Genomic DNA, 22,094 nt, shown 5'->3' on the forward strand with positions numbered 1-22,094 from the left:
CGGTCAGGGCGCACGGGCGAAACGTAACAAGGCTAGAGGTGCTGTGCAACGGCTATGAGCGCCACCGCGGCCAGTGCGCAGACCACGCCGGTGATCTGGACGGTGCGCAACCGCTCGCCGAGCACCCGGTTGGCGAGCAGCAGCGTGCTGGCGGGATAGAGCGAGACGAGCACCGCGACCAGGCTGAGCAGGCCGTCGCGCTGGGCGAGCAGATAGAGCACGTTGGCCGCCATGTCGAGCACGCCGGCCGCCGCGATGACGCCCAGCGAGCCCGGCACCGGCCTGAGCCCGCGCCTGGTCAGCAGGGCCAGCAGGGCGACGACCGACACCGACGACAGGCGGGCGCCGACCAGCGGCCACATGCCGGCGTCGTCGGGCGCCATGGCGAGCAGGATGAAGAAGCCGCCGAAGCCCGCGCCGGCGGCCAGCGAGATCAGCACCGAGCGCGGCGTGACCTTCCCGCCGCCCGAGCCGTCCTGGCTGACCAGCAGCACCGCGCCGAGCGCGATCACCACGCCGGCCAGCGCCCACGGGCCGGGACGGTCGCCGGTGGCCAGGCCGAACACGACCGGCAGCGCGGCCGAGGTGACCGCGGTCGTGGGGGCCACCACGGACATCACGCCGGTGGCCAGCGCCCGGTAGAACAGCACCAGCCCGGCCGCCCCCGCGAGGCCGGAGGCGAGGCCCCAGGAGAGCGCCTGGGCGCTGTACGTGCCGGGCAGCAGCGGCAGCAGGGCGAGGACCAGCGCCAGACCCGCCGTCTGGGAGAGCACGACGACGGAGAGCACCTGCGAGCGCCGGGTGGCCAGGCCGCCGAAGAAGTCGGCGGTGCCGTAGACGATGGCGCAGGCCGTTGCCAGGATGACGGTCACCAGAGGGAGTCCTCTCTGTTGCACTAATAGTGCAACGTACAGAGTACAGTGCGCTGCACGAGACATTCACTACACTGCACTGACATGGAAGACCCCGAGCTGATCACCCAGGCCATCGCCAACAACGTGCGCGCCCAGCGGGCCCACCGCGGGCTCACCCTCGACGCGCTGGCCGCCAGGTCGGGCGTGAGCCGGGGCATGCTCGTCCAGGTCGAGCAGGGCCGTACCAACCCCAGCGTGTCCACCCTCACCCGCATCGCCTCCGCGCTCGGCGTCACCGTGGCCCGGCTGGTGGAGGTCGCCGACGTCCCCATGGTGCGGGTCGTCCAGAAGAGCGACGTGGTCACCTTCGACCAGGGCGACGTCCAGGCGCGGCTGCTGGTCGGCGCCGACATGCCGCTGATCCTGGAGCTGTGGGACTGGCGCCTCGCCCCCGGCGAGCACCACGACGGCGACGCCCATCCGCCCGGCACCCGCGAGATGCTCACCGTCCTGCAGGGCGAGCTGACGCTGATCGTGGCCGGCAAGAGCCACGTGGTCGGCGAGGACGCCGCCGTGCTCTTCACCGCCGACCGCCCCCACCGCTACGCCAACCAGGGCGATGCGGCCCTCAGGTTCGTCATGGCCGTGGCCGAGCCGCGCGCCGCGAACGACGCCTGAGATCCCTGATCAATAAGCGCGAAAGCCCTCCGGATGACCCGGTGGAGTTTCATGATTACTCCATGCTTTGGACGGCTGAGGCCCGTGGCTGGGTACATCCCCAGTGTGCGCCGACCGTGCTCCGCGGCCCGGTGGGCGCGACGTCGGCAGGGGGTGACGTGTGAGTGAGGCTCGAGCGGCGACGGAGAAGCTCCAGGCGGAGCTTCATGGCCTGGGCGTCACCAGCGCTTACGAGGTGGGGGACGGCGAGACCATCTCGGTGTGGATAGGGCTGGTCGTACGTTATAGAGATGGTTTTTACCGTTGGCAGGAAGGACCGGTGAAACGTCGGCATCTGGGTACGGATCCGCTTGGATGTGCCATGCGCGTGGCGCGCCGCTTCCAGGAATTGCAGGCCGATATCCCACTCTGGTGGGACGACCTGGCCAGGGAACTGCGGGGGGTGCCGGTCCAGGACTATCCATAGGCCCCCGCATGCGGCGTTCCGGGGGGAAGCATGCGCGTTTGGGCCTTGCCGCTGGCCCTGCTCGCGCTGGCCGTCTGCGTCACCCACGCGGTGCCGCGACGCCAGCACCAGCACATGAAGGTCACACCCATCAAGCCCGCCACCATTGATCCCGTGACGTTCGCCAAAAGGCTGGTGTCGATGCAGGCGGGCTGGCCGCGCAGCCGGAACTTCGACTGCTCCAAGCTCAAGTGCGTGGCACTCACCTTCGACGACGGGCCGGGCGAGCACACCTGGCGGCTGCTCGACCTGCTGCGCAGCCGTGACGTCAGAGCCACCTTCTTCGTCATCGGCCAGATGGTGGCGGCCGACAAGGGCGGCCACACCGTACGCCGCATCGTGGACGACGGTCACGAGATCGGCAACCACTCCTGGAGCCATCCGCCGCTCGCCGAGCTGCCGCCGCACCGGGTCAAGCAGGAGCTGCGGCACACCGAGCACATCGTGCGGCAGCTCACCGGGGTGCGGATGCGGGTGATGCGGCCGCCGTACGGGTCGACCGACGAGCAGGTCGCGGCCGAGACCAGGCGCGAGGGCCTGGCCCAGATCCTGTGGAACCTCGACACCCTCGACTGGCGTGACCGCGTCACCGAGACCGTCGCCAAACGGGCGTCGCACGCCAAGCCCGGCTCGATCGTGCTGCTGCACGACATTCACCGCACCACCGTGGACGCCATGCCGAAGGTGCTCGACACCCTCGCGAGGAGGGGCTTCACCTTCGTCACCGTCTCGGAGCTGTACGGCAGGACACCGTCACCGGGGAAGATGTACACCGAACGCTGAGTTGTCGGTGCCGCATGGCACCCTTGACCTCATGGGATTCACCGGCTTCCCCGACGAGGCGTTCCTGTTCTACGAGGGGCTCGAGGCTGACAACTCCAAGACCTACTTCGCCCAGCACAAGCAGCTCTACGAGGAGGCCGTACGCGCGCCCATGCTGGCGCTGGCCGACGAGCTGGGCCCGGAGTTCGGTGAGGTCCACCTGTTCCGGCCCTACCGCGACGTGCGCTTCGCCAAGGACAAGTCGCCCTACAAGACCCACCAGGGCGCCTTCGTCGGCCTGATGCCCGGCATCGGCTACTACGTCGAGCTGAGCGCGGCCGGCATCTTCGCCGCGGGCGGCGTCTACACCGGCGCGTCCGACCAGGTGGCCCGCTATCGCGCCGCGGTCGACGAAGACGTCTCGGGCAAGCCGCTGGCGGCGCTCACCGAGCGGCTGGTGACCGCGGGCTACGAGCTGATGGGCGACCGCCTCAAGACCAGGCCCAGGGGCTTCGACGACGACCATCCGCGCATCGGCCTGCTGCGCCACCGCTCGATCTACGCCGGGGTGCGGTGGGAGCCGGAGCCGTGGGTGCACACGCCCGAGGTGCGTGCGCGGGTCGAGCGCTCGTGGCGCGCCTTCGGGCCGCTGGTGGAGTGGCTGTGCACGCACGTACGCGGGAGCGAGCTGTCCCGCCGCTGAAGGGTCAGCGGGGAGCGGTGATGGTCACCTGGTCGCCTTTCAGTATCCGGTCCACGGTCTGACCGGCGGCCGACGACGCGGCGGTCGTGCCGGCGGCCAGCACCAGGGCCAGCGCGGGGGCGGCGAGGCTGCGCACACTGCGCAGCGTGCGCACCCGCGCCCACGGCTCGCCCGCCAGGTGCATGATCCGCCACTCCCAGAACAACCCGAGGCCGACGCAGACCAGCATCACCTGGCCCACCACGATCCCCACCACCTGCATCTTGTCGAAGGCGCCGATGTCGGGCTCGGCCAGCGTCGGCAGATAGCCCGACAGCTCGGTGAGCAGCGCGGCGGCGGCCAGGTGCAGGGCCTTGGTCATGGGCTGGGTGCCGCGTACGCGCGGGTAGAAGTAGCCGTACAGGAAGCCGAACGCCGGCAGGGTGAGCAGATAGCGGCTGTCGAAGACGAAGCTGGTCAGGTCGGCGCCCTCCGGCCAGCCGTACACGATGGCGAAGGGCAGGCTGAGCAGCAGGCTGACGGTGAACGCGGGCACCGCGTTGTGCCAGGGCGGGCAGCCGGCCGAGGTGGCGAACGCGGTCTCGGGGTGTCTCCCGTGCTCGTTCATGGCCCCCTCCAGGGCGCTGCGCTGCTGCTCGAACGCGGGGATCGACAGCTCGCCCGCGCCGATGCGGGTGCGTCCCGTGCGATAGAGCTCCTGCTCGGAGACCAGCAGCAGCCGCCGGTGCAGCGCGGCCCTGACGAGCCGGCGGTGCTCGTCCTGGTCGGCGGGCTCGGGTACGGCCGGGCACGGGCCGGTGAGCAGCCAGCGGGCGGTGGCCCAGGCGACGAGCGAGGTGATCGCGAGCAGCGGCAGCGGCACGTCGATGTCGGCCAGCGTGATGCTGCCGCCCGGCGTGATGTAGAGCACCATCAGCACCGCGATCATGGTGGACTCGGCCACCGGGTCACCGACGGCCGAGCCCTGCCTGCCGAGCCGCCACAGCCGCAGCACCAGCATCACGAACCCGAGCAGCAGCAGGCCCAGCACGCCGCGCACGATCGGGGTGAGCACGAGGCTGCCGATCCGCGGCTCGGGTTGCGAGACGGCGAGGCTCCACGACCCGGCGTCCAGCCACTCGGTGGGCCAGCCCTGCACGAGCAGGCTGATGAGCACGGCCCCGACGACGACCTGGCGGCTCCACCGCTTGGTCGCCACGGCCATCGCCGCCACCGGGATCATCGCCCAGCCGAGTGCCAGCACCAGCCGGATGCTGTCGGGCGGGTAGACCCCGCCGAGCAGCGCGCGCAGCCACAACGCCAGCGCCAGCAGCCCGATCGCGGCTTCGGCCGACAGCATCGCCAGCCGGATTATCACCGGCCGCACCCCGAGGTCCACGCTGAACGCGACCGCCGAGCCGGCCGCCGCGAGCGCCGCCACCGCGCCGCCGGCCAGCAGGGCCTGCCCGGGGAGCTGGCCGTGCAGCCACGACCAGCTCAGCATGCCGAGCCCGATCAGCACGCCCGCGCCGGTGATCACGAGCAGGTCGCGGGTGGTCCACGGCGGGCTGGTCGGGATCACCCGGCCGGCGTGCCGCAGCGCGAGCAGGGGCACGGCGACGAAGAGGATCACGTACGCGAGTGCCGACCAGTCCTCGGCGGCCAGCGGGATCAGCAGCGCGGGCGCGGCCAGCGCCAGCCCGGCGCCCAGCTCCCTGTTGTGGATGCGCGACCACCAGCCCTCGCCCAGCGAGCGCAGCAGCACCGCGGCCAGCGCGATCGCGGTCAGCACGCCGAGCGCGGTGGCCCACGAGAAGTCGTCGGGCGCGGCCACGTCGGCGAAGCCGTACGAGGCGGGCGCCAGCGTCATGCTCACCGGGTAGGCCCCGACGGTGAACGCCAGCCGCTCCCGCCGCTCCTGCTCCGGCGTGATGCCTTCCAGCCGCAGCACGGCCCACTCGCCGGGCAGCACCGCGATGGAGCGGCCCGTGACGATGAGGGGGAACGCGTTCGGCGCCGCGAAGTGCAGCCTCAGCAGCGCGTCGGTGCCGAGCTGGCGCAGCAGCGTCACGGTGAACGTGGCGGTGGTGCCCCGCTGGTCCGAGCCGAGCAGCGGCGCGAGGCGGGTGGTGGGCGCGAGGGCGGCTCCGTCCACCTTGATCGCGCCGAACGCGGCGTCGGTGACCTGCTGCAACGTCGCAGGGAAGCCGGCGCCGTGGCGCAGCGTCTCGATGAGCGGGTCGTCGCGGACCATCGTGAGCCGGTGCACGACGGTCACCTTCACCTGCCGCTGGCGGGGGTCGATGCGCCCTTCGGGCACCTCGTTCAGGTCGGCCTCGGCGGCCGCGGCGATCGTGACCTCGGTCGCGGCCGTACGTGCCCAGCCCACCTCGGGGTCGGCGCGGGCGGCGGCGGCCACCCATGGGTTGGGCGCCGCGGTGCCCTGGGGCGGTGCGGGCCCCGCTACGGGTCTGGCTGCCACGGTGCACCACACGATCGCCCCGAACGACACCAGAGCCAGCCCGAACGCGATAGCAGTCCGGAGCTTTCCCACAAATGGATGATTCTCCGGCGAACGCGAATGTTCTATGTCATGTGGTCACGGTGTGATTACAGCTGTTCCCATGACAACATTTCTTGACGACGCGACCCGGAAGGGCGTTTTCATCGCAGGTGGCCGAGCCGCCACGTTGACTGCCGTCACTAACCAGCAAGCCGCGCTTTGCCGGCATAAAGCAAACGAAACGCGGCTTGCAGGGAATCGTGCGTCAGGCGCGCTTGGCGCGGGCCGCGGCCCGGCCGCGCGTGGCGGCGTCGAGCACGACCTTGCGGATGCGTACGTGGTCGGGCGTTATCTCCACGCACTCGTCCTCGCGGATGAACTCCAGCGCCTGCTCCAGCGACAACACCCGCGGCGGAATCACCTTCTCCGTCTCCTCGCTCGTGGAGGAGCGCATGTTGGTGAGCTTCTTCTCCTTGGTGATGTTGACGTCCATGTCGTCGGAGCGGGAGTTCTCGCCGATGATCATGCCCTCGTAGACCTCGGTGCCGGGCGAGACGAACAGCGTGCCGCGCTCCTGGAGGTTGAGCATCGCGAACGCGGTGACCGGGCCCGACCTGTCGGCGACCAGCGAGCCGTTGTTGCGGGTGCGCAGCTCGCCGAACCACGGCTCGTAGGAGTCGAACACGTGGTGCACCAGGCCCGTGCCACGGGTCTCGGTGAGGAACTCGGTGCGGAAGCCGATCAGCCCGCGGGCCGGCACCACGAACTCCATGCGGATCCAGCCGGTGCCGTGGTTGGTCATGTGCTCCATGCGGCCCTTGCGCACGGCCAGCAGCTGGGTGACCGCGCCCAGGTATTCCTCGGGGCAGTCGACCGTCAGCCGCTCGACCGGCTCGTGCACCTTGCCGTCGATGACCTTGGTGACCACCTGCGGCTTGCCGACCGTCAGCTCGTAGCCCTCGCGGCGCATCTGCTCGACCAGGATGGCCAGCGCCAGCTCGCCGCGGCCCTGCACCTCCCAGGCGTCGGGGCGGTCGGTGGGCAGCACGCGCAGTGAGACGTTGCCGACCAGCTCCTTCTCCAGCCGGTCCTTCACCATGCGGGCGGTCACCTTCGAGCCCTTGACCTTGCCGACCAGCGGCGAGGTGTTGGTGCCGATGGTCATCGAGATGGCCGGCTCGTCGACGGTGATCAGCGGCAGCGGGCGCGGGTCGTCGGGGTCGGCCAGCGTCTCGCCGATCATGATCTCGGGGATGCCGGCGATCGCGATGATGTCGCCGGGGCCCGCCTCCTCGGCCGGCTTGCGCTCCAGCGCCTGCGTCATCAGCAGCTCGGTGATCTTCACCCGCTGGATCGACCCGTCGGTGCGGCACCACGCCACCTGCTGGCCCTTGCGCATGACCCCCTGGTGGATGCGGCACAGCGCGATGCGGCCGAGGTAGGAGGAGGCGTCGAGGTTGGTGACGTGGGCCTGCAGCGGCGCGCTCGGGTCGTAGGTGGGCGCCGGGATCGTCGACTTGATGATGTCGAACAGCGGCTCGAGGTCCTCGGAGTCGGGCATGCCGCCGTCGTCGGGACGCTCCATCGAGGCCCGCCCGGCCTTGGCCGAGGCGTAGACGATCGGGAAGTCGATCTGCTCCTCGGTGGCGTCGAGGTCCATGAACAGCTCGTAGACCTCGTCGACGACCTCTTTGATGCGGGCGTCGGGCCGGTCGACCTTGTTGATGCACAGGATGACCGGCATCTTCGCGGCCAGCGCCTTGCGCAGCACGAACCGCGTCTGCGGCAGCGGCCCCTCGGACGCGTCGACCAGCAGCACCACCCCGTCGACCATCGACAGCCCCCGCTCGACCTCGCCGCCGAAGTCGGCGTGGCCCGGCGTGTCGATGATGTTGATGGTCATGCCGCCGTGCTGGACGGCGGTGTTCTTCGCGAGAATGGTGATGCCCTTCTCGCGCTCGAGGTCGTTGGAGTCCATGACGCGGTCGTCGACGTCCTGGTTGGCGCGGAAGGCCCCGGACTGCCAGAGCATGGCGTCGACCAGCGTGGTCTTGCCATGGTCGACGTGCGCGATGATCGCGATGTTCCGCAGGTCGTCGCGGCTGTTCAAAGGCATGATGACGTCTCGCTCTGTGTCGTGGGGGCGGCCGCGCGAAGTCGCGACCTCATAAGTCTAGTTGATCCCCTCGGCTGGCAGGCGCGAGCCGGGAACCTCCGCGACGGCCCGCGACTACATAGCGGCCTGCACAATCCTGCGCATGGCAAGTGCGGCCCGGATCCCTAGATTGGCGGCATGACCTGGACAGAGCTCGTGATGGCGGCGGCACCGATGCAGGGCGATCAGCCGGCGGTGAGCGACGTCAGGACCGGCGAGGTGCTGTCCTACGCGGCCTTCTCCAGACGGGTGACCAGAGCGGCGGCCGGGCTGCAGGCGCAGGGCCTGCGTTACGGCGAGCGGGTGCTCGTCGACGTCCCGCTGGGCGCGGCCCTGCCGGTGGCGGTGCACGCGGTGGCCTGGGCGGGCGGCATCGCCGTGCTCGGCAGCCACGGCGAGTCGCGCATCTCGATCACCTACGACCGCTACGACCCGGCCGCGGTCAAGGCCGACCTCGTCTTCTCCTTCCGTCCCGTCCCGGGGGCCCGGCCGTTCAGCGAGCTGGTGGGGCCGGCGGCGGTCGAGTTCGGCCCGCTGGCCGGGCCCGCGCTCACGCTCGACGGCTCCCGGCTGCTCGACAACGCCGAGCTGGCGACCGACCTGCGCAGGCTCGCCACCCGTCTGGTCGTCGGCAAGGACGACGTGCTGATCAGCGCGGTCAGCGAGCCGTTCCGCGGCCTGCGCACGATCGATTTAGCGATGACGGCGGGCGCCCACGTCGTGGTCGCCCACGAGCCGAGCCTGGTGGGCTGCCGGGTGCTGGCGCAGGAACGGCGGGCCACGGTGGTCGTCGCCCCCTACGACCTGGCCAGGAGGCTGCTGGGCGACCCCACCCTGCGGGTCGTCGACGAAAGGGCGGTCGTCAGTTCGCTTGGCCTGTGAAAAGTGCGACACTGTGCGAGAGTGTGATCCTTCCGCGACGCAGGGTGAGCACATGCCAGATTCCCCCCAGCACAACCTGCCGGTCGAGCCCAACCGGTTCGTCGGACGTGAGCGTGACCTCGACGACCTGCGCGAGCTGATCGGCGAGACGCGCGTGGTGACGCTGTGCGGGGTGGGCGGCATCGGCAAGACCCGGCTGGCCCTGCGGGTCGCGGCCGGGCTCGTGCCGTCCTTCCCCGGTGGCGTCTGGCTGGTCGAGCTGGCCAGGATCGCCCGGCCCGAGCTGGTCGAGCGGGAGATCGCCCAGGTGCTCGGCGTGGCGGAGGAGCAGGGCGCCCCGCTCCTCGACACCGTCACCGCCCGGCTGCGCGACCAGCGCTGCCTGCTGCTGCTCGACAACTGCGAGCACCTCGTCGACAGGTCGGCGCAGGTCGCGGCGGCGCTGGTGTCGGCCTGCCCGTCGCTGCGCGTGCTGGCCACCAGCAGAGAGCCGCTGCGCATCGCCAGCGAGCTGATCTGGCGGGTGCCGCCGCTCGACGTGCCGGAGGAGGCCACCGCCGACGCCGAGTCCGTGCGGCTGTTCCTCGACCGGGCGGCGGCGGCCGGCACCCGGCTGGGGCCCGAGAGCCTGCCCGACGTGGTGCGCCTGTGCCGGGCGCTCGACGGGCTGCCGCTGGCGATCGAGCTGGCCGCGGCCCGTACGACCGTGCTGAGCCCCGCCCGCATCGCGGGCCGCCTCGACGACCGCTTCTCGCTGCTGACCACCGGCGGGCGCACGGCCCCCGCCCGGCAGCGCACGCTGCTCGCGACCGTCGAGTGGAGCTACGACCTGCTCTCGCCCGGGGAGCAGGTGCTGCTGCGGCGGCTGTCGGTGTTCGCCGGCGACTTCGACCTGGAGCTGGCCGAGCGGGTGTGCGCGGCGCCGCCCATCGCGGCCGACGAGATCCTCGACCTGCTCGGCGGCCTGGTGGACAAGTCACTGGTGCTCTGCGACGGCGCCCGCGGCCGCTACTGGATGCTGGAGACCATCAAGCGGTACGCGCTCGAACGCCTCGACCGGGCGGGCGAGCGCGGCGCGCTGCGCGAGCGGCACCTGCACGTGCTCTGCGACCTGATGGAGCGCCACTTCGCCGTCGAGATGGTGGAGCCCAGGCAGCCGTGGTCGCGCAGGCTGGCGGCGGCCAGGGCGAGCCGCGGCCTGATGGACGACCAGCGGCTGGCGCTCGACTGGGCCGCCGAGTCCAGCAACGTGGTCATGGGGCTGCGGCTGTGCCGCACGAGCACGGGCCTGCTGCCGCTGGGCGGCAACGTGACGGAGATCGTCGGCTGGGTCGAGCGGCTGCTCTCGCTCGACCCCGGTGACGTGCCGGCCGAGGAGGTCGCCCACTCGCAGGCGTACCTCGCCTATGGTCTCGAAGCGCGCGACGAGCTGAGCAGGTCGCTGGAGATGGCCGGGCGCAGCCTGGCCGGGCTGCCTCCCGACCAGGTGTTCCCGCGCTGCGTCATGCACAGCCTCATGGTCGTGGTGCTGCTGCGCATGGGGCGGGCGGAGGCGGCGCTGCACCACGCCGAGGAGGGCCTCGCGCTGGCCATCCGCTCGGGCGACACATGGAACCAGGCGGCGGGCCTCGCGGGGCTGTCGGCGGTGGCGCTGGTCCGCGGCCGGCTGCGCGAGGCGCAGCGGCTCGGCGAGGACGCGCTGGCGCGGGCGCGCGAGCACGGCCACCGCTGGATCATGGCGCGCACCGCCGCCCAGCTCGGCTCCGTGGCCGAGGCCAGGGGCGACCTGGTGACCGCCAAGAAGCAGTACGAGCGGGCCGTGCCGTGGCTGCGCGAGCTGGGCGGCGACCTGGAGCTGGCGCGCTGCCTGGCCAGGATCGGCCGGGTGGCGGCGCTGCTGCACGAGTTCGGCGTGGCCCGCGAGCGGCTGGCCGCCAGTCTCGCCCTGGGCCGGGCGACCGGGCAGCGCCAGGGGGTGGCCCGTTGCCTGGTGGGGCTGTCGGTGCTGGCCGAGTGCGAGGGCGACCTGGAGGGCGCGGTGCTGGCGGCAGCGGCGGCGGCCGTCCTGCGCGAGTCGATCGGCCAGCACGCGGCCACGAGGAGGATCGAAGAGCTGCTCGGCCGGGCGAGGACGAAGCTGGGCGAGGGCCGCACCACCGCGTTGTGGTCGCGGGGGCGGGCGACGCGCCCGTACGACGCGGCGCGCCACGTGCTGGAGGGCGCGCGGCCACCGGCGGCGGCGCCCGCGCCGGCCGAGCCGGTCAGGCGCTCGCTGCTGACCGCCCGCGAGCTGGAGATCGCCGGCCTGCTCACCCGGGGTCTGTCCAACCGGGCGATCGCCGAGGAGCTGGTGATCAGCCCGGCCACGGTGGCCCGCCACATCGCCAACATCATGGAGAAACTGGGCTACACCTCGCGGGCGCAGATCGCGGTGTGGGCGGCGGAACAGCCCAGGTCCGCCCAGTAACGGAGCGGCCGCTTCTGCATACGGATCTGCATATTCCGCCCCATGTGTGCACAGGTCACCCTCCTTACGGTGTTCCCCATGGATGAGCGCATCGTGATGGTGGATTCCGGCACCGGCCTGAAGCTCACCGAGGAGCAGCTGGACGAGCGGTCCGCGGTCGCGGCCGTCCAGCTGCGGCGCAGCGGGGTGCGCGCGGGTGACACCGTGCTCATCTGCCTGCCGGTCGGGCCCGACCTGCTGGTGGCGACCGATGCGGTGATCGCCGCGGGCGGCGTGGTGTGGCCGCTGCCCGCCCATCTCGACGCGGCCGAGCTGCGCCGGCGCATCCTGGACAGCGGCGCCCGGGTGATGATCTCCAACGTCCGCGAGGCGCTCGACGCGGCCGAGGAGTCGCGGGTGCGGATCGTGGTGAGCATGGCCGATCTGGTGCCGCGGCACCCCTGAGCTGGAGGGTCGCGCGAGGACCGGGGGGCGGCGAATCTAAGCTCGTGTCATGCCGTTCGCGCCCAGCTTCCCCGTCATGCTCAGAACCGAGGACGGCGTCCGCATCGACGCCGCGCACACCCCCTCTATCAGCACCGATCTCGGCATCGTCGTGGCGCACGGCTTCACCGGCTCGTGGCGGGAGCGCAGCGCCCGCCGCATCGTCCACGTGCTGAGCCGCTACGGCGGCGTGGTGGCCTTCGACTTCAGGGGCCACGGCCGCTCCGGCGGCGAGACCACGGTCGGCGACCTGGAGATCCTCGACGTGGAGGCGGCGGTCAGGCACGCCAGGGTGATCGGCTACCGGCGGGTCGCGGTGGTGGGCTTCTCCATGGGCGCGGCGGTGGCCGTGCGGCACGCGGGGCTGCGCGGCGGCGTGGACGCGGTGGTCGCGGTGAGCGGCCCGGCCCGCTGGTACTACCGGGGCACCCGGCCGATGCGGCAGGTGCACTGGGCGATCGAGCAGCCGGTCGGCCGGTGGGCGGCCAGGGTGGCCAAGCGCACCCGCATCGCGCGCGGGCAGTGGGACCCGATCCCGATGCCGCCGCACGAGGCGGCCGGGCTCATCTCGCCGGTGCCGCTGCTGATCGTGCACGGCGACGCCGACCACTTCTTCCCGCTGGATCACGCCCAGCAGCTGTACGCGGGCGCCAAGGAGCCGAAGGAGCTGTGGGTGGAGCCCGGCTTCGGGCACGCGGAGTCGGCGGCGACCCCCGATCTCATCCGCCGGATCGGCAAGTGGCTGACAACTCACCCTTCCTGAGTAATACCCGTCATCCTGCGGCGTACGGATGGAAACCGCCGGGAGAAAGTCTCCGGGGGAGCAAAGTGTCGTTGCTCTTGCCGTGGGACATACTGCTGTGGTCGGTCCGTAGCGGTCGCGTCACGCATGGTGCTCCGCCGCCGGCGGGACCTAGCGTCGCGGGGGCGCGCTAGGTCCGCCCGAGAGGGGCCTCCGGGGGGGAGGCCCCTCTCAGGCACGGCCTCAGCCCAGGCGGGCGATCGTCTTGTACTCCAGGTAGCCGTTGAGCCCCTCGGGACCCAGCTCGCGGCCTATGCCGCTGGCCTTGTAGCCCCCGAAGGGGGCGTTGGTCTCCAGCATGAAGCAGTTCACCCCGTACGTCCCCGTACGCACCTGGCGGGCCACCTCCATGCCGTGCTCGGAGTCGGCCGTCCACACCGTGCCGGCCAGGCCGTAGTCGCTGTCGTTGGCGATGCGTACGGCGTCGGCCTCGTCCTCGTACGGGATGACCGCGAGCACCGGCCCGAAGATCTCCTCCCTGGCGATGCGCATGTCGTTGGAGACGCCGGCGAAGACGGTGGGGGAGACGTACCAGCCCTTGTCGCGCGGCCGGTCGAGGCCGCCGACGACGACCTTGGCGCCCTCCTCCATGCCGATCCTGATGTAGCCCTCGACGCGGTCCTGCTGCCGTTTGGCGACGAGCGGGCCGATGCCGGTGGCGGGGTCGGCGGGGTCGCCGACGGGCTGCGAGGTGACCATGCCGGCGATGGCGTCCACGACCTCGTCGTAGCGCTGCCGGGAGGCGAGGATGCGGGTCTGGGCCACGCACGCCTGTCCGTTGTTCATCAGCGAGGCCATCGACAGGAAGCCCATGCTGGCGTTCAGGTCGGCGTCGTCGAGGATGATCGCGGCGGATTTGCCGCCCAGCTCCAGGCTGACCCGCTTGAGCTGCTCGCCGCAGATGGCGGCGATGCGCCGGCCCGCGGCGGTGGAGCCGGTGAAGGCGACCTTGTCCACGCCGGGGTGCGAGACGAGGTGCTCGCCGGCCTCGCGGCCGGCCGCCACGATGTTGAGCACGCCGGCCGGCACCCCGGCCTCGGCCGCCCACTCGGCCAGCAGGTACGCGTCGAGCGGCGTCTCGGGCGCGGGCTTGAGCACGATCGTGCACCCGGCGAGCAGCGCGGGCGCGACCTTGGTCATGGTGACGAACTGGGGCACGTTCCACGGCACCACGGCCGCCACGACGCCGACGGGCTCCCTGCGCACGGTGATCGGCCCGAAGATGCCGGGCCGCTGCTCCTCCTGCTCGAACGTCTTGCCCAGCTCGGCGTAGAACTGCAGCATGCCGAGCGGCTGCGGCGCCTGGGCGAGGTTGGAGAAGGTGATCGGCGAGCCCATCTCCTCGGTGATGAGCTGGGCCATCTCGCCCTGCCGCTCGTTGTAGATCGCGGCCAGCCGGCCGATCACCTCGGCCCGCTCGGCGAACGTCATGCGCGGCCACGGCCCGTGGTCGAACGCCTGGCGGGCGGCGGCGACGGCGCGGTCCATGTCCTGGGGGGTGCCGTCGGGCACCCGGCCGACGACCTCCTCGGTGTGGGGGGAGATGACGTCGATCGTCCCGGTGCCCGCTGGGGCCACCCATTCGCCCCCGATGAACAGCGTGTCGTGCTGGCGCATGACGTGGACCTCCTGCTTGACCGAATGCTTGCTTGCTCCAGGTGTGCCTCAAGGTGACCGAACCATGTTCTGTCCGTGCACGCAAGAGGGGCGCGGCGCGGGGCCGCACCCCTCGATGGGCTCTAGCGCGAGGGGCCGAGCAGGTGCCGCATGGACCTCTTGAGCAGGTCCGTACCCGCCGCCTGACCGGTCACGCTCTCCACGCCGAAGCCGAGGTAGACGGTGTCCTCCGTGGTGATGCCGCCGCCCTCCTCGAAGACCTGGTCCGTACGGAACCAGTCGTTGATCGACGGCGAGGTGCCCTCGGGCGGCGCGCCCACCGCCCAGCCGCCGAGGTCGCTCTCGAACGAGGTCGTCATGGCCGCCGCGCCGTCCAGGGTCACCGTGACGTCGTCGAGGAAGACGCCCGCGCCCTGGGTGGCCCAGTCGCTGATGTACGAGATCGACACCTCGACCTGCCTGCCCGCGTACGGGGTCAGGTCGACGCGCCACTGCTGCCAGCCCGCCGAGTTGCCCGACGCCGCGTGCCAGGCGCCCGAGCTGCCGGTCGGCTCGCAGTCCACGCCCTGGTAGCGCTGCGTGAACGGGTGGATCGTGCGCCAGCCGCCACTGTTCTCGACCAGGCAGCTGTCGCCGGCCTCCTGGGTGGTGTGACCGTTGGCGTCCGGCAGCGTGGTCCAGTCGTCGCCGCCCGCCGTCCTGGCCTCGACGGTCAGGAAGTCCCAGTGGAACTCGGTGTCGTACGACGTCCAGAACGACAGCTCACCACTGGTCCTGCCGGTGAGGTCGATCGTCCTGGTCAGCCGCTTCCAGGAGACGTCCGCGATGCCGCTGTAGACGTCCCAGGAGCCGGTGTGCGGGTCGAACGGACCACCTGGCCTGCCCCACTTCACCGGGGCCGAGCCGGCGAACCTGGGGAACCGCGCGGCGGGCAGCACCGCGGAGGTGGCCACGAACGAGTTGGTGTGGGTCTGTTCCAGCGTGGCGGCGAAGCCGTCGAACGCGCCGCCCACCCCGGTCAGCGGGTACGGCTGCCCGGTCGCCTGGTCGGTGCCCGCGTCGTCGAAGAACACGTACGCGCCCAGCCAGTACTGCTGGAAGTCGTTGAACACCGGGATGCAGGGCGGGTCGTCCGGCACCGTGCACTCCGGGTTGCCCGGCTGGTCGGGCTCGTAGTAGTAGGAGCCGTTGAAGTTGGCCGCGTACGACGGGTACTTCCCGGCGTGCAGCAGCTTGCCGCCCTCGTTGAGGTAGTCGCGCACGGCCAGCTCGGTGTCCACGCCGGCCTTCGACGTGGTGCCCGGCACCTGGCCCTCCGACCTCGGGATGATGTCGTCGCCGGTCTCCCAGACCACCGCCTTGTAGTGGCTGAGCACGCCGAGCGGGTGCGGGGCCTGGCGGCCCATCTTGTCCATGTCGTACACGTCGGTGCTGTAGCCGGCGGCCTGGAGGGCTGCGGTGTAGACGCCGGCGTATCTGGCCTCGGCGCCCTCCTGGGCGGGGCTGGGGCCGGTGACGTCCTCGGCGGCGAGCACCAGCACCTTGCCGCCGATGTCGGAGGCGACCGTGTAGGTGAAGCCGCCGCTCTTCCTGCCGATCGAGGTGAACCAGACCTTCACCTTGTCGCCCGGCTTGGTGCCGGTGATCGTGCCGCGCAGGCGGTGGTAGTAGCGGTCGTAGCCCTTGCCGTACCGCTCGCCGCCCTTCCACTCCTTGGTCGGGACGGTCTTCGTGCGGCCGTTGCCGACCTGGTAGTTGAGGAGGACCGGGCCGAGCTTGCGCTTGGCGTTGACCTGGACGACCTGGCTCCTGCCGTGGCTGACCTCGAACGGGTCGAGCACGAAGTCGGGCGTCCTGTTGCCCAGGTGGGTGACCGGCTCGACGGGGTTGACCGCCGACTTCGCGACGTCGAGCGCGAACGGCAGGTTCTTCTCGAACTCGGCCTGTACCAGCGCCTCGTCGTCGGGGAAGACGAAGCCGCAGCCGTCGCAGCCCTCGTTCAGCTCGGGCGTCCACGACAGCGTCCCGTACTTGGCGTGGGCGTGGTCGTTGGTGTCGCCGTTGGTGGTGTAGAGCTCGGCGCCCAGGTCGGGGTCGAAGCCGGGGACGGCCGGCCGGGCGTCGTCGCCGGTCAGCGCCTCGTAGATGGGGTTGTCCGCGGTCTCCGTGGCGATCTGGAAGCCGCTCGGGTAGAGCAGCAGCGGCCCGTAGGAGTGGTAGTTGAGCTGCGTCTCGAACCCGATCCGGCGCAGCAGGCCGTCCATGGCCCTGGTCTCGGGCTCGCTGGCCGGTCCCGCGCCGCGGTAGGTCTCGCTGCTCGGGATGCTCGACGAGCCCTCCTCGTCGTAGTGGAAGTTCGTCGGGAAGTTGCGGTTGGGGTCGACGCCGTCGCCCGTCGTGATCTGGCCGTCGCCGTTCACGTCGCGCAGGTTCTTGCGCCACAGGCGGTTGCCCTCGGTGAAGGTGAAGTCGTAGCCGTCGGGGTTGGCGACGGGGACGAACCACAGCTCGACCCTGTTGAGCAGGTCGCGCAGCTTCGACTTGTTCGCGACCACGTACTTGAGCAGCCGCATGTCGACCTCGGTCGCGATCCACTCGCGGGCGTGCTGGGTGGCCGAGTAGAGCGTCGAGGGCTTGAGGCCGTCGGGCAGCAATCGGGCTCCCGTGGTGACCTTGGCGGCGAGGATGTCCTGGCCGCGCAGGGTCTTGCCGATCGACTGGACCTTGACGACGTCCTTGTGGGCCTGGGCGATGGCCTTGAGCTGGTCGGCGATGCCGCCGCGCTCGGAGTAGGACCGGAAGACGGTGTGGCCGCCGGCGGCCTGCGCCCGCGCGGCCTCCAGCTGGGTCTGGCCCTGAGCGTTGCGCACGGGCTCGGGGCGGTGGCCGAGCTTGGCCAGGGCGTCCAGGTCCGTACGGTCGGCGGTCAGCTCGATGTGCTCCTTGCCGTCCGCGTTCTCCTGCTGGACGACGTCGAAGCCCTTCTCTCTGAGTTGCTGCGCGGTGCCCGGCGGGCTGTCGAGCTCGTAGAGCTCGATGCGGTCGCGGGGCGGCAGGGGGGCCACGGCCGCGTGCGCGGGCGGTGTGACCACCACGACGGACGTGCCCAGGCCGAGGGTGACGGCCGCGGTGAGCTTCAGTAATCGAGACACGGTCTGCCCCTTCGCAGAGACGGGAATCGATCGCCATCTCAGACCTTTGGAGCGCTCCCGGGAAGGCCCAACTTTTAGGTCGGGCTTATGTCGGACAAAAGCCAAAAAACCCCATCAAAGGTGCAGCAGTTCGGTCGTTCGGATGACAGGAATCAAGATCATCTTCTATAGTTTCGGTCCGTCTATGAGGGGAGGGGACGGGTGTGAGAATCTGGCGGCTCGCCGTTCTCGTCGCCGTGCTCGCCGGGCTGCTCGGACTCCCCACCCCGCCTTCCGCCGCAGCCGATCCCTCACCCGCTGAGCTGCGCAGGCTCACCAAGCAGGCGGCCCAGCTCGAAAAGCTCTACCGCGGCCAGCTCCAGAGCCTGGAGGACATCAAGCTCCAGGTGAAGCGCGCCAGCGCCACGTCCGGCACGCTGCAGGCCCAGCTCAAGGCCGCCCAGGAGGAGGTCAGCCGGATCGCCCAGACCTCCTACATGGTCGGGCCACTCGACGGCCTCCAGCTCATCACGCCGTCCGGCGACCCGTACAAGGTGCTCGGGCAGGCGGCGAACATGGCGTACATGGCCAACGAGCGGGCCAGGCGCGTCGAGAGCATCAAGAAGCTCATCGAGAAGTCCAAGCAGGCCAAGCTCAACGCCAACAAGAAGGTCGAGAAGATGGCCAAGGAGATCAAGCGGCTCCAGGCCAAGCGCACCGACATCGAGAAGCTGCTCGCCAAATATGGCTTCCAGCAGCCCGGCGGCGCCGAGGGCCTGACCCAGCGCATGATCCAGGTCCGCGCGGAGATCATGGCCAACTTCCCCATGAAGTACGGCGTCGGCTGCCTGCGCCCCGGCGACCCCGGCGAACACGGCAAGGGCCGGGCCTGCGACTTCATGATGTCCAGAGGCGGCACCATGGCCGCCGGCTCCGACGCGGCCAACGGCGACGCGCTGGCCGCCTGGCTGATCAAGAACGGCGCCCGCATCGGCGTCATGTACATCATCTGGAAGCAGCGCTACTACGACATCCGCTCAGGCGGCGGCTGGGACCCGATGTCCAACCGCGGCGGCGTGACGGCCAACCACTACGACCACGTTCACGTGTCGGTGTTCTGAGCCCGCAGGAAGTCCCGGTACCAGTGGTACGAGCGCTTCGGCGTGCGCCGCTGCGTCGCGTGGTCCACGTGCACGAGGCCGAAGCGCTGGTGGTAGCCCTCGGCCCACTCGAAGTTGTCGATCAGCGACCAGACGAAGTAGCCGCGCACGTCCACGCCCTCGTCCATGGCCCGGCGCAGCGCGGCGATGTGACCGTCGAGGAAGGCGATCCGGCCGGCGTCGTCGATCGTGCCGTCCGGGCCGGGGACGTCGGGCTGCGAGCAGCCGTTCTCGGTGACGAGGATCGGCGGGAGCGCGGCGCCGTAGCGTGACTTCAGGCCGGTGAGCAGCTCGCGCAGGCCGTCGGGGACGACCGGCCAGCCGAAGGCGGTCGTGGGGTGGCCGGTGATGCCCGCGTCGGTGAACGGCAGGCCCTCGTCCGTGGGGGCGGCGATGCGGGTGGGGTTGTAGTAGTTGACGCCCAGCGCGTCGATGGGGGCCGAGACGGTCTCCAGGTCGCCGTCCCTGACGAAGTCGAGGTCGCCGGTGTAGGCCGACAGGTCGGGGTAGGCGCCGGTCAGCACCGGGTCGGTGAACAGGCGGTTGTGCAGGATGTCGTACGCCTCGGCGGCCCGTACGTCCTGCTCCCGCGACGAGGCGGGCCAGACCGGGGTGCAGTTGTTGGTCAGCGCCACCTGGCGCGCGCCGGCCGCCCTGAGCGCCGCCACCGCGCGGCCGTGGGCGAGCAACTGGTGGTGCGCGGCGGGCAGGGCGCCGGTCATCAGGGCGTGGCCGGGGGCGTGCAGACCCATGGCGTAGCCGAAGGCCATGTGCACGAACGGCTCGTTGAGCGTGATCCACAGCGGCACCCGGTCGGCGAGGCGGGCGGCGACGACGCCGGCGTAGTCGGCGAACAGCTCCGCCACGTCGCGGTTCAGCCAGCCGCCCCGGTCCTCCAGGGCCTGCGGCAGGTCCCAGTGGAACAGCGTCGGCACCGGTTGCACGCCCGCCGCCAGCAGCGCGTCCACCAGCCGGTCGTAGAAGTCGAGGCCCCGCCCGTTGACCTGGCCCGCGCCGTCGGGCAGCACGCGCGGCCAGGCGATCGAGAAGCGGTAGGCGTTGACGCCGAGGTCCGCCATGAGCGCGACGTCCTCGCGCCAGCGGTGGTAGTGGTCGCAGGCCACGTCGCCGGTGTGCCCGTCGCGGGTGCGGCCCGGCTCGCGGGCGAAGGTGTCCCAGATGGAGGGGCCCCTGCCGTCCTCGCCGGTCGCGCCCTCGATCTGATAGGCCGCCGTGGCCGTACCCCACAGAAACATCCCTGGGCCTCCACTGCTACCCGAGTGGGGCTCATGTTATCTGAGGTCGGAGATCCTGACTCGGCCTCACCGGAATACGTCAGGATGGGGACATGACCAGTACCTTGCGCCGCCGCCCCGCCCAGCGCCGGAGCGTCGAGCGCGTCGAACGCATGCTCGACGAGTGCGCGCTGCTGCTCGACGAGGTCGGCTACGACGCGCTGACCACCAAGGAGGTCGCCCGCCGCGCCGAGGTGCCGATCGGCACCTTCTACCAGTTCTTCCACGACAAGCAGGGCCTGGTGCGTGCGCTGGCGCGACGCAACCTGGAGGCGTTCCTCCAGCGCGTCGTCCAGCGCATCCAGGAGACCGGCCCAGGCCACTGGACCGACCTCGTCGACCTGGCCATCGACGTGTTCGTGGACATGAAACGCACCACGCCCGGGTTCGGGGTCGTCGACTTCGGCGAGGTGCTGCTCACCCCGGGCGGGCCCGCCGTCGGGGGCAGCAAGCGGGCGCTCGACGAGACCCAGGAGAACGGCGTCGTGGTGGCCGAGCGCCTGCGCGACCTGATGCTCGGCCTCCTCCACGCCCCCGCGGGCCCGGGGCTCGACCGGGCCCTGCTCGTCGCCATCGAGGCCACCGACGCGGTGCTCAAGCTGGCCTTCAGAGCCGACCCGGCCGGCGACCCCGGCCTGATCGCCGAGTGCAAGCAGCTCGTCCGCCGCTACCTCACCGACCACCTGCCCTCATGAGCCGGCAGGAGAGCTAGCAGGCCGCGTCCAGGCGGGCGCGCAGCTCCGCGTCCAGCGTGAGCCGCGCCCCGCCGATCGCCTCCTCCAGCTGCTCCATCGTGGAGACCCCGACGATGGGCACCACGCCGCCGCCGATCAGCCAGGCCAGCACCACCTGGTTCGGGGTGGCGCCCAGCTCGCCCGCCACCTCGCGCAGCGCGGCCAGCCGCCGCGTCGTGCCGGGGTGGTGGTAGATGTCGGGGATCGGCCGGTCCTGCCGCGTGTACGCCCCGAACATCAGCGTGTTGTACGCCCACAACGTGATCCCGGACTCGGCGGCCAGGTAGTCGAGCGTGTCGTCGTTCACCAGCCGGTGACCGGACTCGGCCGGCCTGGCGCCCGGCCGCGGCCGCAGGTAGGTGTGGCGGAGCTGCAGATAGGTGTACGGCGTCCAGCCGTGCCCCGCCGAGATGTTCCTGGCCCGCTCCAGCCGCCAGGCGGCCATGTTGCTCGCCCCGATCGCCCGCGCCTTCCCGGCCCGTACGACCGCGTCGAACGCCCCCAGCGTCTCCTCCAGCGGCGTGTCCCGGTCGTCCACGTGCGCCCAGTACACGTCGATCCGGTCCGTCCCGAGGCGCTGCAGGCTGCCCTCCACCCCCTTGGCGACCACCTCGGCCGACAAGCCCTCGGCCGAGTCGAGCGTCACGTCGCCCGGCACGGTCGGCCGCGCCCCCACCTTCGTGCTGATCACCATCTCGTCGCGGGTGCCGCGCGCGGCCAGCCACGCGCCGATGGCCAGCTCGCTCTCGTCGCCCGAGCAGCCCTCCACCCAGAACGGGTAGTTGTTGGCCGTGTCGATCCTGGTGCCGCCGGCCTCGTGGTAGCGGTCGAGGATGGCGAAGGTCTCGTCCATGCCGACGGACGTGCCGAACGGAATGGTGCCCAATGCGATGTCCATGGCCCATGACTGTGGAAGCTGGAGTGCACTCCATGTCAACAGCGCCCTTATCCGGTTGACCTGGAGTGCACTCCAGGTGGGATCCTGATACCCGTGAGCGTGTACACCCCCGCGGAGGTCGTCGAAGAGACCGGCTTCAGCATCGACACCCTCCGCTACTACGAGAAGATCGGCCTGCTCGAACGCGTCGATCGCAACGCGGCGGGCCAGCGCAGGTTCAGCGAAGAGGACATCGGCTGGCTCGGCATGCTCCGGTGCCTGCGCGACACCGGCATGCCCATCGCCACGATGCTGCGCTTCGCCGAGCTCGTCCGCGCCGGCGACCACACCATCCCCGAGCGCATCGAGCTGCTGGAGGAGCACGACCGCACGGTGCAGGCGCAGATCGGCAACCTCGTCGAGCGCCAGCGCTACATCCACCACAAGATTTCCTACTACCGCAGCGTCCTCTAGCTCCCGCTTTGCGGGGCGGTTGGTACACCTCGA

At 71.1% G+C, this 22,094-nt stretch carries 18 protein-coding genes; 11 read left to right on the forward strand and 7 right to left on the reverse strand.

Annotated features, from left to right (window positions below; genetic code table 11):
- Positions 1–32: 32 nt before the first annotated feature.
- Positions 33–872 carry an EamA family transporter gene (locus ACFFR3_RS28315; RefSeq protein WP_379484129.1) on the reverse strand — a complete coding sequence of 280 codons (840 nt, stop codon included), beginning with the start codon at positions 870–872 and terminating at the stop codon, positions 33–35.
- 84 nt (positions 873–956) lie between these two features.
- Here ACFFR3_RS28315 and ACFFR3_RS28320 point away from each other — a divergent pair, with 84 nt between their 5' ends.
- From ACFFR3_RS28320 to ACFFR3_RS28335, 4 genes are all read left to right on the forward strand, one after another.
- Positions 957–1,532, forward strand: a complete 576-nt coding sequence (locus ACFFR3_RS28320; RefSeq protein ID WP_364369768.1) for a helix-turn-helix domain-containing protein — start codon at positions 957–959, stop codon at positions 1,530–1,532.
- 160 nt (positions 1,533–1,692) lie between these two features.
- Positions 1,693–1,998: a hypothetical protein gene (locus ACFFR3_RS28325; RefSeq protein ID WP_355426970.1), complete on the forward strand. Its 306-nt coding sequence runs from the start codon at positions 1,693–1,695 to the stop codon at positions 1,996–1,998.
- A 30-nt stretch (positions 1,999–2,028) separates the two neighbouring features.
- Positions 2,029–2,820: a polysaccharide deacetylase family protein gene (locus tag ACFFR3_RS28330; protein WP_364369770.1), complete on the forward strand. Its 792-nt coding sequence runs from the start codon at positions 2,029–2,031 to the stop codon at positions 2,818–2,820.
- A 31-nt stretch (positions 2,821–2,851) separates the two neighbouring features.
- Positions 2,852–3,502: a DUF2461 domain-containing protein gene (locus tag ACFFR3_RS28335; RefSeq protein WP_345389126.1), complete on the forward strand. Its 651-nt coding sequence runs from the start codon at positions 2,852–2,854 to the stop codon at positions 3,500–3,502.
- Positions 3,503–3,506: 4 nt separating this feature from the next.
- On the opposite strand, the gene ACFFR3_RS28340 is transcribed toward ACFFR3_RS28335, so the two are convergent.
- On the reverse strand, positions 3,507–6,035 hold the full coding sequence (locus ACFFR3_RS28340) for a hypothetical protein (protein ID WP_379484130.1): 2,529 nt from the start codon (positions 6,033–6,035) through the stop codon (positions 3,507–3,509).
- A gap of 214 nt (positions 6,036–6,249) precedes the next feature.
- Positions 6,250–8,100: a translational GTPase TypA gene (typA, locus tag ACFFR3_RS28345; RefSeq protein WP_345389122.1), complete on the reverse strand. Its 1,851-nt coding sequence runs from the start codon at positions 8,098–8,100 to the stop codon at positions 6,250–6,252.
- Between the two features lie 177 nt (positions 8,101–8,277).
- Between typA and ACFFR3_RS28350 the strand changes: the two genes are divergently transcribed.
- From ACFFR3_RS28350 to ACFFR3_RS28365, 4 genes are all read left to right on the forward strand, one after another.
- Entirely contained in the window at positions 8,278–9,021 is a 744-nt protein-coding gene (locus ACFFR3_RS28350; RefSeq protein ID WP_379484131.1) for an AMP-binding protein, read from the forward strand.
- A gap of 52 nt (positions 9,022–9,073) precedes the next feature.
- Positions 9,074–11,488 (forward strand): LuxR C-terminal-related transcriptional regulator, encoded by a 2,415-nt coding sequence (locus tag ACFFR3_RS28355; RefSeq protein ID WP_379484132.1) that lies wholly within the window; start codon positions 9,074–9,076, stop codon positions 11,486–11,488.
- A gap of 78 nt (positions 11,489–11,566) precedes the next feature.
- Entirely contained in the window at positions 11,567–11,932 is a 366-nt protein-coding gene (locus ACFFR3_RS28360; protein ID WP_345389116.1) for an AMP-binding protein, read from the forward strand.
- A gap of 49 nt (positions 11,933–11,981) precedes the next feature.
- Positions 11,982–12,734 carry an alpha/beta hydrolase gene (locus ACFFR3_RS28365; protein ID WP_364369784.1) on the forward strand — a complete coding sequence of 251 codons (753 nt, stop codon included), beginning with the start codon at positions 11,982–11,984 and terminating at the stop codon, positions 12,732–12,734.
- A gap of 222 nt (positions 12,735–12,956) precedes the next feature.
- Here the strand turns inward: ACFFR3_RS28365 and ACFFR3_RS28370 are convergent, their stop codons facing one another.
- The gene (locus ACFFR3_RS28370) at positions 12,957–14,390 is read right to left on the reverse strand and encodes an aldehyde dehydrogenase (protein ID WP_364369787.1); all 1,434 of its coding nucleotides are present in this window, start codon (positions 14,388–14,390) and stop codon (positions 12,957–12,959) included.
- 122 nt (positions 14,391–14,512) lie between these two features.
- Positions 14,513–17,542 carry a M14 family metallopeptidase gene (locus tag ACFFR3_RS28375; RefSeq protein ID WP_379484133.1) on the reverse strand — a complete coding sequence of 1,010 codons (3,030 nt, stop codon included), beginning with the start codon at positions 17,540–17,542 and terminating at the stop codon, positions 14,513–14,515.
- A gap of 203 nt (positions 17,543–17,745) precedes the next feature.
- Between ACFFR3_RS28375 and ACFFR3_RS28380 the strand changes: the two genes are divergently transcribed.
- Positions 17,746–18,642 carry a VldE C-terminal domain-containing protein gene (locus ACFFR3_RS28380; protein WP_379484134.1) on the forward strand — a complete coding sequence of 299 codons (897 nt, stop codon included), beginning with the start codon at positions 17,746–17,748 and terminating at the stop codon, positions 18,640–18,642.
- Here ACFFR3_RS28380 and ACFFR3_RS28385 read toward each other — a convergent pair.
- The gene (locus tag ACFFR3_RS28385) at positions 18,624–19,937 is read right to left on the reverse strand and encodes a GH1 family beta-glucosidase (RefSeq protein WP_379484135.1); all 1,314 of its coding nucleotides are present in this window, start codon (positions 19,935–19,937) and stop codon (positions 18,624–18,626) included. The two genes, ACFFR3_RS28380 and ACFFR3_RS28385, sit on opposite strands and share 19 nt — an antisense overlap.
- A gap of 92 nt (positions 19,938–20,029) precedes the next feature.
- On the opposite strand from ACFFR3_RS28385, the gene ACFFR3_RS28390 reads away from it, so the two are divergent.
- A complete protein-coding gene (locus ACFFR3_RS28390) occupies positions 20,030–20,671 on the forward strand; it encodes a TetR/AcrR family transcriptional regulator (RefSeq protein WP_364369799.1) in 642 nt (213 codons plus the stop codon).
- Between the two features lie 13 nt (positions 20,672–20,684).
- Here the strand turns inward: ACFFR3_RS28390 and ACFFR3_RS28395 are convergent, their stop codons facing one another.
- Positions 20,685–21,608, reverse strand: coding sequence for an aldo/keto reductase (locus tag ACFFR3_RS28395; protein ID WP_345389104.1), 924 nt, complete (start codon positions 21,606–21,608; stop codon positions 20,685–20,687).
- 93 nt (positions 21,609–21,701) lie between these two features.
- On the opposite strand from ACFFR3_RS28395, the gene ACFFR3_RS28400 reads away from it, so the two are divergent.
- Positions 21,702–22,061 (forward strand): MerR family transcriptional regulator, encoded by a 360-nt coding sequence (locus ACFFR3_RS28400; RefSeq protein ID WP_364369802.1) that lies wholly within the window; start codon positions 21,702–21,704, stop codon positions 22,059–22,061.
- Positions 22,062–22,094: the final 33 nt, after the last annotated feature.

The organism is Nonomuraea salmonea (genome assembly GCF_042428605.1).
Classification (GTDB): domain Bacteria; phylum Actinomycetota; class Actinomycetes; order Streptosporangiales; family Streptosporangiaceae; genus Nonomuraea; species Nonomuraea salmonea.